Source organism: Neobacillus sp. YIM B06451, assembly GCF_032667185.1.
GTDB lineage: Bacteria > Bacillota > Bacilli > Bacillales > Cytobacillaceae > Bacillus_D.
Window position 1 is genome coordinate 1 of record NZ_JAVFKJ010000027.1, and the last position, 14,240, is coordinate 14,240.

Annotated in this window: 18 protein-coding genes; all 18 read left to right on the forward strand. The window is 35.7% G+C overall.

Features of this window, described 5'->3' with window-relative positions; genetic code table 11:
* The first annotated feature begins 126 nt into the window (after positions 1 to 126).
* The 18 genes from RB160_RS23710 (at position 127) to RB160_RS23795 (ending at position 14,127) form a co-directional block, all read left to right on the forward strand.
* Positions 127 to 339 (forward strand): hypothetical protein, encoded by a 213-nt coding sequence (locus tag RB160_RS23710; protein WP_316572924.1) that lies wholly within the window; start codon positions 127 to 129, stop codon positions 337 to 339.
* A 128-nt stretch (positions 340 to 467) separates the two neighbouring features.
* The gene (locus tag RB160_RS23715) at positions 468 to 884 is read left to right on the forward strand and encodes a DUF4304 domain-containing protein (RefSeq protein ID WP_316572925.1); all 417 of its coding nucleotides are present in this window, start codon (positions 468 to 470) and stop codon (positions 882 to 884) included.
* Positions 885 to 1,107: 223 nt separating this feature from the next.
* Complete coding sequence (locus RB160_RS23720; protein WP_316572926.1) at positions 1,108 to 1,353, forward strand: hypothetical protein; 246 nt, start codon at positions 1,108 to 1,110, stop codon at positions 1,351 to 1,353.
* A 285-nt stretch (positions 1,354 to 1,638) separates the two neighbouring features.
* The gene (locus RB160_RS23725) at positions 1,639 to 2,073 is read left to right on the forward strand and encodes an NUDIX hydrolase (protein ID WP_316572927.1); all 435 of its coding nucleotides are present in this window, start codon (positions 1,639 to 1,641) and stop codon (positions 2,071 to 2,073) included.
* 126 nt (positions 2,074 to 2,199) lie between these two features.
* Entirely contained in the window at positions 2,200 to 2,508 is a 309-nt protein-coding gene (locus RB160_RS23730) for an NUDIX hydrolase (RefSeq protein ID WP_316572928.1), read from the forward strand.
* A gap of 13 nt (positions 2,509 to 2,521) precedes the next feature.
* Complete coding sequence (locus RB160_RS23735; protein WP_316572929.1) at positions 2,522 to 2,809, forward strand: NUDIX hydrolase; 288 nt, start codon at positions 2,522 to 2,524, stop codon at positions 2,807 to 2,809.
* 210 nt (positions 2,810 to 3,019) lie between these two features.
* Complete coding sequence (locus tag RB160_RS23740; protein ID WP_316572930.1) at positions 3,020 to 3,565, forward strand: RNA polymerase sigma factor; 546 nt, start codon at positions 3,020 to 3,022, stop codon at positions 3,563 to 3,565.
* Positions 3,552 to 4,130 (forward strand): hypothetical protein, encoded by a 579-nt coding sequence (locus tag RB160_RS23745; protein ID WP_316572931.1) that lies wholly within the window; start codon positions 3,552 to 3,554, stop codon positions 4,128 to 4,130. The genes RB160_RS23740 and RB160_RS23745 overlap by 14 nt, the downstream gene beginning before the upstream one ends.
* A gap of 255 nt (positions 4,131 to 4,385) precedes the next feature.
* Positions 4,386 to 4,844: a helix-hairpin-helix domain-containing protein gene (locus tag RB160_RS23750; RefSeq protein ID WP_316572932.1), complete on the forward strand. Its 459-nt coding sequence runs from the start codon at positions 4,386 to 4,388 to the stop codon at positions 4,842 to 4,844.
* Positions 4,845 to 5,005: 161 nt separating this feature from the next.
* Positions 5,006 to 5,434 (forward strand): GNAT family N-acetyltransferase, encoded by a 429-nt coding sequence (locus RB160_RS23755; protein ID WP_316572933.1) that lies wholly within the window; start codon positions 5,006 to 5,008, stop codon positions 5,432 to 5,434.
* A 396-nt stretch (positions 5,435 to 5,830) separates the two neighbouring features.
* Positions 5,831 to 6,352 carry an RNA polymerase sigma factor gene (locus tag RB160_RS23760; protein WP_316572934.1) on the forward strand — a complete coding sequence of 174 codons (522 nt, stop codon included), beginning with the start codon at positions 5,831 to 5,833 and terminating at the stop codon, positions 6,350 to 6,352.
* Positions 6,342 to 7,256, forward strand: a complete 915-nt coding sequence (locus RB160_RS23765; RefSeq protein ID WP_316572935.1) for a hypothetical protein — start codon at positions 6,342 to 6,344, stop codon at positions 7,254 to 7,256. The genes RB160_RS23760 and RB160_RS23765 overlap by 11 nt, the downstream gene beginning before the upstream one ends.
* A gap of 337 nt (positions 7,257 to 7,593) precedes the next feature.
* The gene (locus tag RB160_RS23770; RefSeq protein WP_316572936.1) at positions 7,594 to 9,132 is read left to right on the forward strand and encodes an SAVED domain-containing protein; all 1,539 of its coding nucleotides are present in this window, start codon (positions 7,594 to 7,596) and stop codon (positions 9,130 to 9,132) included.
* A 14-nt stretch (positions 9,133 to 9,146) separates the two neighbouring features.
* Positions 9,147 to 10,253 carry an SMODS domain-containing nucleotidyltransferase gene (locus RB160_RS23775; RefSeq protein ID WP_316572937.1) on the forward strand — a complete coding sequence of 369 codons (1,107 nt, stop codon included), beginning with the start codon at positions 9,147 to 9,149 and terminating at the stop codon, positions 10,251 to 10,253.
* Entirely contained in the window at positions 10,231 to 12,084 is a 1,854-nt protein-coding gene (locus RB160_RS23780) for a ThiF family adenylyltransferase (RefSeq protein WP_316572938.1), read from the forward strand. The genes RB160_RS23775 and RB160_RS23780 overlap by 23 nt, the downstream gene beginning before the upstream one ends.
* Entirely contained in the window at positions 12,077 to 12,568 is a 492-nt protein-coding gene (locus tag RB160_RS23785) for a Mov34/MPN/PAD-1 family protein (protein ID WP_316572939.1), read from the forward strand. The genes RB160_RS23780 and RB160_RS23785 overlap by 8 nt, the downstream gene beginning before the upstream one ends.
* A 270-nt stretch (positions 12,569 to 12,838) precedes the next feature.
* The gene (locus tag RB160_RS23790) at positions 12,839 to 13,363 is read left to right on the forward strand and encodes a hypothetical protein (RefSeq protein WP_316572940.1); all 525 of its coding nucleotides are present in this window, start codon (positions 12,839 to 12,841) and stop codon (positions 13,361 to 13,363) included.
* 161 nt (positions 13,364 to 13,524) lie between these two features.
* Positions 13,525 to 14,127 carry a hypothetical protein gene (locus tag RB160_RS23795; RefSeq protein ID WP_316572941.1) on the forward strand — a complete coding sequence of 201 codons (603 nt, stop codon included), beginning with the start codon at positions 13,525 to 13,527 and terminating at the stop codon, positions 14,125 to 14,127.
* The last annotated feature ends 113 nt before the right edge of the window (positions 14,128 to 14,240 follow it).

Below are 14,240 nucleotides of genomic sequence, written 5' to 3' on the forward strand. Positions count from 1 at the left end.
TTAAGAGGAATTATTGCCTGGATTATCGAAATATAGACTTATTAAGCTAAAGGGCAGGTTACTTGAAGAAGTAGAAGTGGAGTGAACATATAAATAACAATTGGAGTGGAGGGCTTAAAAGTAGGTATGTTTAAAATACAGGTTAATGGTAAGTTTATAGAAATTCAAGAGAATCAAAGTTATTTTATTGAAGTAGAAGATAGGACATTTAAAGGTATCATCGTTGAAAATATGGTTTTTGTATATGACAATCGTGTTTTCTTCTACATTCTCACGGATGAAGACAACGAAGAATATCAAATAGTGGAAGATGAAATTGTCAGTATTAAAAGACTTTAAAATATACTCTTTTATTAAACAAAAGGGTGCGATGTTCCTTGAAGGACTTCCGCCCTTTTTTGTTGAATTCCTTATTGAACAAACGGGGCAGGTTTGTTTAACAACCAACATCAAAAAGGGTGAGGAAAATGCCATCAGATAACAGAAGAATGATGGACAATGCGTTGAAAAAAGTAGTTATCCCTATACTAAGGGGCCAAGGATTTAAAGGTTCGTTCCCCCATTTAAGACGAGTAAATAACAATCATATAGATTTAATAACTTTCCAATTTAATAAATGGGGCGAATCTTTTGTAGTGGAATTAGCTGTTTCCCCGTTAGACGGTATTACAGAGCCTTGGGGTGAACACATTCCACCAAACAAAATAACAGCTCACCATATTAATAAAAGATTTAGATTAGGAGCAAAATCTGAAGAAGAAGATGGAATATGGTTTAATTTTGAAAAAGCAAAAGCAGAGGGTGACTATAACCAAGTTGCATTAAGGGTTTTGAATTTACTCAACACATCGGATTCTTTTTGGATTTCGAAGTTATTTAAATAAAAGCCTTCTTGTGCTAACGGGCAGGTTTGTTCAATAAGAAATCACATAAGGAACGGGTATTTTAGTGTAATATAAGATTAAACATTATTAATGTTCAAATAAAAAAGTTATGCAAAAAATCGAGGTGTTGCACATTAGTAGTATTATGTTCAACAGCAAGATAATTATAGACTGGTAATTGTTTATTATACTCATAAATGGGAATTTGTAGGGAGGAATAAATATGTTTGGTAAAAAAACGAAGTATAGTAAAAAATGGTTTGAGAATGTGTCGGACGAAGAGTTTTATGCCGAGCGAGAACCAGTACGGCAAGCATTTTGTAGAGGAGACGAACGTGCAGAAGGATTGTTGAATCGATTTAACAACGAGGAGATTCGCCGTATGAATGAAAAATATGAAAAGGAGCATCCTGACGCAAAACCAAGACATCGTGAGCATGGGTGGTATTTGCCAAATGATGATGACTAACTTAAATTCAATAGGGATGCATTGATGGAAAAGAAACTACGTTCGCATGAAAGATAAATTCCAATTTGTAGTGTAACTATTGGGAATAATTCTTATGTTATGATATAGTGTCTAATTCACTTCAAAAATGAGTTTGTGAAACATTATTCTTAAACTATAGGGTGCATTGATCCAGGAGGATTAAGCCCCTTTTTTTGAATTCTTTATTAAACAAACGGGGCAGTTTAGTAACAGACGATTTATATGCGGAACATCATTATTTTGTGGTTTTTTAAGGGGGATTCTATGTATCCAAGGGCAAACACTTTAGGGATAATTATTAACAATAAAAAAATTCTTTTGGAAGAACAAGAGGGAGTACATTCAAAGGGAATAGGTACATATTATCGCCCCATTGGTGGGACAATTGAATTTGGTGAGAAGTCCAGCGAAACTATTATAAGAGAATACAGGGAAGAAATAGCAGTGGACATAGTGGTAAAACGCTATATTGCCTGTTTAGAAAACATCTTTAGGATAGAAGGAAGTATAGGTCACGAAATAACTCAGATTTACTTGGTGGAATTTATTGACCAAAATCTATATGAAAAGGAAAGTTTTAGAGTTGTAGAAGGAAGTAAAACAACATTCACCAAATGGATTTCCTTAGAAGAAATTATTGATGGAAAGAAGATACTGTACCCCAATGGTCTCACAGAATTATTACAGAAGAATATATAGATTTCTTCTTCAACTAACGGGTGCGTAGATCCAGAAAGGATTACGGCCCTTTTTTGTTGAATTCCTTATTAAACAAAAGGGGCAGGATAGCTTAACAAGGATTATCTTTAATATGAGGTGCGAAAAATGAAAATTGAATTCTATAATTTAGGCTCAGTAAGTGATATAGAATTAAAATTTGCTGTAATAAGTGCCATTTATCAGGGGAAATGGCTTTATGTTAAACATAAGGACCGAGACTCTTGGGAAATCCCTGGTGGACATAGAGAACCTGGTGAAATGATTAATGAAACGGCTAAAAGAGAGTTATTTGAAGAAACTGGATGCAAAGATGTGGAGTTATTTCCCATTTGCGACTATTCAATGGATGATTCCAATAATAAAATTTTTGGGAGGTTATTCTTTGCAAGAATAAAGAAAATNTGGTGGACATAGAGAACCTGGTGAAATGATTAATGAAACGGCTAAAAGAGAGTTATTTGAAGAAACTGGATGCAAAGATGTGGAGTTATTTCCCATTTGCGACTATTCAATGGATGATTCCAATAATAAAATTTTTGGGAGGTTATTCTTTGCAAGAATAAAGAAAATTGGTCAATTGCCAGTATCGGAAATTGATGAAGTAAAACTATTTGAAAACCTCCCTTTAAGCCTTACATATTTAGAGATTCAACCTAAATTATTTGAAAAGACACTTGCTTTTATTGAAGATCACGAAGGTCTACACTTAAAGTAACGGGTGCGTTGATCCTGGAAGGATTAACCGCCCTTTTTGTTGAATTGCTTATTAAGCAAACGGGGCAGTATAGTTGAAGAAGCAATTTGTAGAAGACAAGACTTCTTAACGGGTGTTGTCTTTTTTTATATAATATTTTTTTGATACCGAACTAACTTAGTAGTTAAGGTGTATATAAAGTGAAAGAATAAATAAAGGGGGAGGATTTATTTGGAGGTTAAATTAACAAAAGAATTGAAGCGTCAATTATTTAACGATTATAAAACGTATATATATCGAACGGCTCTTCTTTTAACTCATTCAAAGCCCTTAGCGGATGATGTTGTTCAAGAAACATTTATTCGGGTTTTTAACAAGTACCATACTTACAATAATGAAAAACCAATTAAACCTTGGATTTATAAAATTACTATTAATGTAGTTAGAAATATTCTTCGGAAACAAAAGTGGTTGTCATATGTAGGACAAATGCCAGAAGAAAAGAACTTTGAATCACCTGAAGATAAATATTATGAAAATGAGGTAAAATCGGAACTTCGAAAAGAAATCAATAAATTAAGTTTAAAAAGTCGTGAAGTGATTATCCTTCACTTTTATAACCAGTTCACCTTAAAAGAAGTTTCGGATATTTTGGATATTCCTTTAGGTACTTGTAAGTCAAGATTGAATACAGGTTTAAAAGGTTTACGAAAGCAATTGAATGGTAATGATTTGTTTCAAACTTATATGAGGAGTGATAGCATTGAAACAATTTGAAAAGATGATTAGTCAGGGTTTACAAGAATTGGTACATGATAATTATACAAGTGTTACTTTTGAACAAATTGAAAAGAAATTGCATAGATCGCGGATAAATACTCATATCAATAAATCTTTTAGAGTTTTACCATACATTGCAATGTTTACTTGCCTTGCTATCTTTGCACTACTTGGAGTAAATGACATTAATTTTAGTTCAATCAAATCAATTCCTAACGGAAGTACGGAGGGAACTTCTCAACTTAACACTTCAGTTAATCACCCAGTTAAATTAATCTCAAAAGACAACAATTTAAATCAATGGGATATAACAATTACCCCTTATTTAAAAAATAACAAAATGGTTTGTGACATAGTTATCAAAAACATTAGTAACGTTGATGCTGAAAAGGTGTCTTTTAAAATAGGTAGGGACTCTGGTAATGTGAACCTTGTTAATTCCGATGCCCAGTTTGGGTTAAAAGCATATTCTTTAAATGAAAATGATAACATCATTGTATCCTTAAATTGGTTTGAAAATGGAAAGGAAATTACAGGTAAGGCGATATATACTGTCGAATAGTTTTGATTGTGTGTTGAGGGATTTAACAGTGTGCCATTTGTTCAAGATGGTAAATCCTTTCTAATTCTTCAACAATAAAAGTGAGGGTCGTTTTATATTCAATAGAAAAAGGAAGAACAAGATGGTTAAACTGAGTTTGTAATGTAATCAAACAAACGGGTGCGATGATCCAGGAAGGATTTCCGCCCTTTTTTGTTGAATTCCTTATTGAACAAACGGGGCAGAAGAGTTTAAGAAGAGTAAAGGGGGATATTATTGAGTTCAAACACGAAATTACCTTTAACTGGTGATGAAAAATTAAAACTTAGAAGAGCAAAAATAAAAATGAGTGAAATTCATCACTTTGAAGTAGAAAAAATAGCCCAGTTTCTTAATGTTACCGTAGAAAAGGCTAGAATATTAAAGGGATTAGCTGAATTTCAATCTATACCTTCAATTGGTTTTAAATTAGCTGAGAATCTGGTTTTTGATTTGAATATTTTCTCATTATCTGAAATCAAAGATAAAAATGGTGCTGAACTTTTTAATCAATTAGAAAAAAAGTTAGGTGTGTTGACAGATAGTTGTGTTGAAGACCAATTTCGTTGTGTTGTTTACTATGCGAACAATCCCAAGAGTAGTAAACAATGGTTTGATTTCACTGAAGAAAGAAAAGCATATCGAGAAAAAGTAGGCTTTCCAAAAGATAGACCTATAAAGGCTGGGTATGAATAAAAAAATTAATATAACAGGATTACTTCTTATTTCATAAACAGGTGCGTTGATCCAGGGAGGATTAGCCGCCTTTTTTGTTGAATTCCTTCTTAAGCAAACGGAGGTTTGTTGAAGAAGAATAAGCTATAATTTATATATTACTTAATAGAAAGAGGTTCCTTATGCACGAAAACATTCAGGAATTAACATCACAAGAACAATGGATTGAGGCATTTCCAGTTCTAAATCAGCTTCGGACTGATTTAACCGAAGAATCCTATTTGGAGTTACTTCAGGAAATGCAGAAAGATGGTTACAAGTTATTCGCTCTATATAATAATAATAGAATTGTTTCAGTGGCTGGGTTAAGTTGGAGAGTGAACTTCTATAATAAGAGACACATTTTTATCTTTGATTTAGTAACAGACATAGAATATCGATCATTTGGATACGGTGAGAAATTACTATTATATATACATAGTTGGGCAAAAGAGCAAGGAGCAGAGTATGTTGCATTGGAATCTGGACTTCAACGAATTAATGCTCATCGATTTTACGAAGAAAAATTAGACTATGATAAATGGTGTTATTCATTCAGAAAACCACTTTAGCGACAAATCTAAAAGAGTGTTGATCCAGGAAGGATTTACACTCTTTTTTGTTGAACTTCTTGTACTAAAGGGCAGTTTAGTTGAAGAAGAATGTGTACTAAACAAGAAGCAAACCAGAAAGGCTTGAAAGACAAAAGTTATAAGGGTACTGACTCTCCCAACGTATTTATTAATCTTTTTAAAGGTGTTAATCTCAGGAGGATTAACGCCATTTTTTTTCGAAGATAATGTCGTTGGAAGCGTGCTTACTAAAAAACCAACTAAGAGCTATGGTTGGGTTTAATTTACATTTAGCTTGAATTTCAATAAATAATAGGGAAGAGCAAAAATAAAATGTCACATAATGAGGTAATTGACTGTCATACATAGTGAAATCATAAAGTGGGGGTGAAAAAAGTGTATACAAATATTACCTATTTTAAAGTAGCAGAGTCAGATGAAGTTTGGATTGAGGAGTTATTAAATAAATATCATCGAAAAATCTTTTTGTATTGTTATAACATTTTAAGGAATATTCACGATGCAGAAGATGCTACGCAGGAAGTTTTTTTAAGAGCTTTTAAAAGTAGTAGTAAGGATAAAATTACTAATAGTAACGCTTGGTTATATAAAATAGCTTACAATCATTGCTTAAATAAGCTAAGACGGAAATCAATTGTTACATTTCTCCCATTTTACGAAAGTGACAAAATGGCAGTCGTAAATATTGAGAATGATGACTTTGAGTTAGATTTTATTATGTCAAAATTAAAGCCGAAGGAGAGAGCACTTATTGTTTTAAGGATTATTGAAGATAAAGACTATACAGAAATAGCATCTATTCTTGGTATAAGTCAGCAGACGGCAAGAAAAAGGTTTGAGCGAGTTAAAGAGAAAATACAAAAAGTTATAGAAAGGAGTAATACTGATGGAGAATAAAATCAAAAACTACGACGAATTTAAAGACCGATTAAAAAGCCATAAAATCCCGACCGTTCACTACAATGATTCCTTTCAAAGAATAATAATGGAACCTAATAAAGTAGTAAAACCGATTTATTTTAGAACCGCCTTTATTACAGTTTTTCTTTCTGTATTTTTAACTGTATCAGTAGCCGCGATGCAACTTACAGGATTTGGATTATTTAATTCGAATGGAGAAAAAATATATGAAGTCTTGCCAATGGAAACAGATAAAAAGTTTACTGAAAATATGTTAAAGTACGACCTTATCCTAGAAAAAATTAGGAAAGGAATCCCAGAAGGAGAGTTTGTCTATTTTCTCCCTGTTGATGCATATGAGGAATTAGGGCTCACAACACTATTAACACTGTCTAATGGTACCCCAATAAATAACATGTCGGATGTACCAGGTGAAATGGAATCTCTAAGTCTACACGGCAGCTTATTAAATAAATACAATTTTTCAGAAGGTACTATCTACTATGAAAGTCCAGAAGCTGAAACAGAATCCATTGCAGAGGCATTGTATAAGGAAGCTAAAAAGAATGACTTGGAGTATATCATACAGGAAGGTACTCTATCTTCAAATATAAACTTTGTTGAACTTAAATATAAAATTAATGAAAGAGATTTTGGCGGAGTAACAATTCGTTTAAATCCAACTATTGAAACAATGTATACTTCTGAAAACCTAGAAGAATATATTAAGATAACTGAGCGTGGAACTGATTTTCTATATAATAAGGAAAAACAAAGGGTATTATTCGTTGTAGAAGGCAACCCTCAAAAAATCCTTGTAGAAGTATCTATGGAGTTAATAGATGATAATTTTGATGTGAAGAAGGAATTATTACCAATAGCACTTAGCCTGTTAAAATAAATGTTGAACTAACTAACGAAGGCTTCTATTCACAAAGGGATTTAAGCCTTTTTTATTAATCCCTTATTGTGCTAACGGGTGCTTATGTTGAATAAAGATTATTAAAGTGCTTTTCAAAATTGCCGTCATATAATGGCGGCTTTTTTTATTTTGTGCGGAAGCATGTACAAGGAAAAGAGCGCCGGAACAATGATAATAAAAGCTACTTATTTCTTGGTAAAAATCCGGTCATATTCCAAAACTTTGACCTTATTTGACAAAATAGTTATTATATAAATAAGGAACTAATTGTCAAATGATTCAGTTTGGATTGAATATTCGAATATGGGTGATTAAATTGACTAACGCAGTTAGCGCAAGGATTAAGGGCGATGATTATCAAGCATATATGTTTTGGATTAAAGCATGTCAGCTTTTAACCCACGATTCAAACATTGATAAAATTATCTATGAGGATGACAAAGCGAAAGCATGGGATGACGTGGTAGTCCATTATGAAGCTCCTGAAATAGACGCATACGGTGATTCGGTTTATACAGATTACCATCAAATTAAATATCATGTTACACACGGCGGCTCTATTGGATGGGAGAACCTACTGGATCCAAAATTCATTAATGCGACTTCGGTTTCTTTCCTCCAGAGGTTGCATGCAGCTCAAAAACAATTGGCTCCTGAGGGTAAGGGCTGTCGCTTTAATTTGGTTTCACCTTGGCAAATCCATCCGGATGACCCACTAGCTAAAATCGTTATTACCCAAGAAGGTGAGCTCCAATGGGATAAGTTTGCCCCAGGAGGTGACAGAAGCCAAATGGGGAGAATCAGAAAAGCCATGAGAGAGCATCTAGGGCTAAACAACGATGACGAGCTCAAGGTTGTTTTACGCCCTTTACGAATAGTGCATAATTCCGATAACGTCAAACAGATTAACGAACTCCTTAATGCAAATTTAAAGGCTGCAGGACTAAAACCGGTCGATACCGGTAAAATTGGGAACCCCTATATTGACCTAATAAAAGGGCTGCTCATCAAAGGCAAAAATGTTTTTACAAAAGACACACTTCTGGAAATATGTAAAAGAGAAGGCTTATGGGTAGGGAATGTAATAAATGAAAAGCCTGCAGTTCAATTAGGCATTCGAAGCTTTAGACGCGGTACCGGCAATATGGAACAAGATACAAAGCACATGCTCTGTTTATTGGAGCACTTTGAAGACAGAAACATTAAGGACAAATCATCCTGGAACGAACCGATAGTTACTAAAATCGAACAATTTATAGCATCATCAACGAAAGAACAGGTTCCATATCATCTTCATTTGGATGCTCATTATTCGATTTCATTCGCGGCTGGGTACTTTTTGGATTCAAAATCCGGGATCGAAGTTGCTCCCATACAGAAGTTTGATGGTCTTCAAGTTTGGAAGCCTGACAAAAAAGTAAAGTATGAGGACTATCCGGGATGGATATATGAAGAACATTTGAGAAATGAAGATGCAAATGAACTCGTTATTACGCTCGGAGTTCGGCATAAAACAATAGATGAAGTTAATTATTATCTCGAGCAGGTTGACCTCCCAATCAGAAGGGTGATTAATTGTACTATAGAGGGTGGACCCGGAGGAGCGGTTATTCAAAATGGGGATCACGCATGGGTGCTAGCAGATAAAATTGCGGCTTATATCAACGAGAGACCTTTCAAGGAAAGGTTTGGTCATATTCACATCTTTCCGGCTGTACCTAATGCCCTCAACTTCTTTATAGGACAATTCGCCAGAGCATTTGGACCGTGCACATTATATGAATATGATTTTGAGAAAAGGACACCTGGAGGATATGAACCTGCCATAACATTGCCGCCAAAGAAAAAAGGATAATAGGGGGAAAAGGGATGGGAAAGCTGGTAACCTATTTTAATGATTTTCTTAGAGAAATTCGATTAACAGAAAATCAGGTTGACGATTTAATCACTGGTCATACAACGCTGCGTGATCGCCTTAAAGCAGATGAAGATCTTTCAAAGATAATCGTCAGCACCTTTTTACAGGGAAGCTACAGGCGTGCCACCGCAACGCGTCCAAAGAGCGGTAAGCGGTCAGATGTCGATGTGGTCGTAGTAACAAACCTTGATAAGGAACAGTATACCCCAGAAGAAGCTCATGATTTATTCATTCCTTTTTTGGACAAGCATTATAAGGACAAATATCGTATTCAAGGGCGATCACTGGGAATTGAATTAACTTATGTGGATTTGGATTTGGTTGTAACGTCCGCTCCATCTGAAAGTCAAAAAGAATTATTGGAAGATGAAAACTTTACTACCGATTATTCCATTGAGGATTTATTTGATAATGCAATTTCTCGTTCGTTTTCCCTTTCAGAGGATGTATTGTCCAAGTCGTTGACCTTATTCGAAAAATCGGCAAACGAAGCAGTCTGGAAAACCGAGCCGTTGTATATCCCAAATAGAGAAGCGGAAAAATGGGAACCAACAGATCCATTGGCACAGATTAAATGGACATGGGATAAGAACAAAAACTGCAATAAGCATTATGTGAATGTCGTAAAAGCGTTAAAATGGTGGCGTCGAGTGGATGATCCTGATGGAAATCATCCAAAGAGTTATCCATTGGAGCATTTAATTGGTCAGTGCTGCCCGGATGGTATCGGCTCCGTTGCTGAAGGAGTAACCTTAACACTTGAAGCAATTGTTGATGACCATCCCACCAAGCCTGAAATGCCGGACCACGGGGTACCGGAACACGATGTTTTTGAACGGTTAACAGATGAAGAATATGATGCTTTTTACGAAAGAGTAAAAGAAGCAGCGAAAATAGCGCGAGAGGCATTGGATGCTGAAACTGTTTACGATAGCGCAACCGCATGGAGAAAGTTGTTTGGTAGCAAATTCCCTGAACCGCCAGAGCCTAAAGATAAAAAGAACGGCTTTACCGAACGGGAGGAAAAGACAAACATTGGAGGAAACCGGTTTGCTTAATCGGCAACAGAAAAGACCGAACCTTGAGTTGCTGACGGCCAGAAGAATGGTGGAAGGTTTAAGTGAAGTAGAGATACTAGAGGATGTAAAGTGGGACCCATTGATAAAAAAATGGGTCCTTCTTTGCAGGCTTTCACCTAATTTTCAATCAAATGGTTCCGTTCCCCTATCCACTGACTGGTATGTACATATTGAGGATTCATATCCCTGGGGGATGATTAGATTTTACCCGGCAAAAACTGATGGTTTAAAGGGCACTTTCCCACACCAGAACTACAACGGCGAAGGAAAAAAGGAAGCGCCTTGGACTACAGGGAACCTTTGCCTAGACACCAGCTACAGTAATTTAAGGCACTTAGGATTGGACTCTGAGCCATTTGATTTGCAAGAACGGTTAGTATGGCATTTTGAAAGAGCGATAAATTGGCTAATGGATGCGAACGAAGGGAACCTGGTCAATCCCGGAGATCCATTTGAACTACCAGACTTTAATAAAGGCTTAAACACAATTGCATTTTGTGAAAGTCCAGAAACCTTCTTGCAATGGCAGGATAGCAAGAAGACGTATGGACTCGCTGAATTAGTATTCTTTAAAAAAGAAGAGCCTTATGTTATGGTCCCAACAAAATTTGCAACAGTTACCGGAGAAGTAATATATAATCCAGCTTGGGGGGCAGGTATACCAGGAACCGGGTCTAATTCAGATAGTGTTTTAGCGGGTTGGGTACTGTTAAACGATGTGCCAATCATCCCCCCTTGGCAAGCGCCAATGACATGGGGCGAATTAATTGCTGTATGTAGAGAACAGGGCATTGCTTTATTGCAGTGGGTCAGTAAAATTGTTCCTATGTTACGAGATGGTAAGGCACATATTTTTCTGGTTGGCTTTCCCATTCCAGAAAGAGCTCAAGAAAACCCTAAGCAAGTGTATTGGCAACCAATATACCTACCAAAGCTTAGCAACGTAAAGAATAACCTAGCAGGTTTTCGCAGTATAGAGAAGTACAATTGGTATCGGGATACAAAAAGAATATTCGCACAGAAAAAACCGATCAACTGGTTAAATGCTGAAAATTGGCATCAACACGAGTTATTTAACAGGGGAAGGATTGACGAAGATACTAGGAAATCTTCCATACTACAATTAGGTGCCGGTGCTGTTGGATCGATGGTTGCTGAACTATTAGTGCGCGGCGGGCAAAAAGAGATAACAATCATGGATCATGATTTGTTTCAGGCAGGAAATATAGTTAGGCATACATTAACATTGAAAGAAATATGGAAGTACAAAGTTGATAGCCTGGCGGAGCGTTTAAACCAGGTTTCGCCACATAGCAAAATAAATGGGATTCGCGAGAGGTTTTCATCTCAAACTAATCTTTCAGTTAAACCCGACGACTATGATGTTATTTTGGATTGTACGGGTGAAGACGAAACCTTGTTTTACTTGGCACTACTTCAGTTTCAAGAATCCAAAACGTTCCTATCCGTTTCACTAGGGTTTGGGGCAAAACGTTTATTTGTGTTTTATTACAACGGAAAAGCGTTTAGTCATGAGGCTTATATGTCTTTAATGAGACCCTGGATTGAGAGTGAACAAAAAGAAACACGTGAAGTCGAATTTCCTCGGGAAGGACTAGGCTGCTGGCACCCGATTTTCCCGGCGAGAAGTGATGATGTCTGGTTAATGGTGGCGACTGCAATCAAGTCCGTGGAAAGAGCAATAACAACCAAAGTAAACAAGCCTACACTACTAGTCTATGAGCAACAATGGGAAGGCGATTTGTTTAAAGGGGTTACTCTGGTTAGCCAGGGGGTATATGATGGGTAAAATTCTATACCTGGATGAAAAGGAATCATTCGGAATTGAAATAGAAGAGAGCAAGATTAACGCGATTTATCACATGTGTAAAGAATCATTTCCTAAAGAAACCGGTGGAATAATAATAGGAAAGTATTCTTCAAATCTTAATCGTGCTGAAGTGAAAATTGTTACTGGTGCCCCAGTTGACTCAAAATGTGGACGAACCTGGTTTCATAGGGGAACTAAAGGGCTCCAAGAACTGTTGGATGAAGCCTGGGACAAGAAGGGTATGTATTATTTAGGTGAGTGGCACTACCACCCTGGTGGTACTCCCTCACCCAGTATTCATGATATCGTGGAAATGAATAAAATTTCAAAAAATAATGCATACCATTGCCCGGAGCCGATATTATTAATCGCAGTGGGTTCCCCAATTAACAATTGGACACTCGGTGCTTTTATCTTCACGGCTAATAAAAAGCAAATAACATTAAAACAACAAAATGAATAAGGATATATATGGGGAGGCAGCTGCATGGCAGAAATCAGGGTGGGAGTAAAAAGTTAGATAGACAGAATAAATTATAGGGCTATCTAAAGGGTTAGAAGTCGTTGCTGCTATTCAAGCATTTTTTTATTGTGCTATTTGGCAGGTTAGCTAAACAAGCAACTAGGATGAAAGGACAGTGGGGCAGATTACCCTTACATTGATTTAAGAAGCGAGATATTGTCAAGATTATTGAGCTACGAGGAGTTTAAACTAAGAGTAGGAGAAGAATTAATGTCATTTGAAGATAAATATATTAATTTTCGTTGTGAACTAAGCTTTGAGAATCCCAACTTTGAAAAAATAAAAAATACACTCATCAGTATACTTGGACAACCTGAAGAAAGGGGATTACTTCATCCTTTTTTTATTGCAAATATGGAAGGACAAGAAGAAGGAGAAGGGTTCCAGTTAAAACTAACTTCTAAAAACTTAAATAAATTGCAAAATATATGTAAGGAGCTAAATATTTCATTTGAGGAGACATTCGAACGAGATTGGTGTCACCTCCATATTGATTGCTATTTAGGATTAAATGAGGAGATAAAGAACAATAGTATATACCATGAAGGTATTGCAAACGAACACGAGGATTATTGGGAAATGTATTATGAAGATGGTTCATTAAGGGAACTTCCAGGATTAAAGGAAAACAATTTTTTAATGAGAAAAATAAGTAAAAATGACATTTCAAATCCAAACAAAGACATTCCTATCTTTTTTAAAAAATGGGTAAATGAAAATATTAAGAAAAAATAAAAAGCCACTCATTCAACCAATGCGTGCTTTGATCCAAGGAGGATTAAGGCACTTTTTTGTTGAATTCCTTATTGAACAAACAGGGCATTTAGTGGAAGAAAGGTTCCTTCTTTCGTATGTAAATATGTGGTAAAATTATTGTAGTCAGGGAGGGAATTGAAATGAAAAGAATGCCTTTTGAGCCACCAACAGATTATTATGATGAACGATTAATCAAAATCGATGAGCATATATGCTCTTTGTTAAAACAACGTAAGGACATTTCAAATAATAATCCTGGTTTTCCACCCGAAGATGTTATTTCTAACTGGGCTTTAAAGTATGATCTGTATGAGGATTACTTAAGGTCGCTATTCGGATCAATGAGAATTGACGATTTATTTAAACCTCGTATTGAACCGACTGGGTTTAGAAAACACCTATCGGTTTTAAAATCGATTGAAAAAGGGGATCGTGTATATTCCGTAACAGTTATTAGACAATATGATAATGCGAGTGTTATACAACTCCATATCGATTGGGATGGAGCAAAGGATATACCATTAGACCTTCATCACCATAATACTTTTGAATTGTATTTAGGAGAAAAATATGATTGCCGCCAAGAGCGAGCGGGAGGATCAACAGGACATTTCACATACAACTTCATTGTTTCTCCACCGTTACCTGACGATATTTCAAATATGGACCTAGTTTTTAGGGAGTATAGCGACCCCTTTAAGGAAAATCCAACAGGTCTTGAAATTGTTATGAATATAGATTAATAAGTAAACAAGTAAATAACTTATGATTCGGACGTAATTAGCCGAATCTTTTTCTTGTTCAACTAAAAGGGCAGGTTAGTTTAATAATAAAGCTATATAAAACTCCCTTTTCA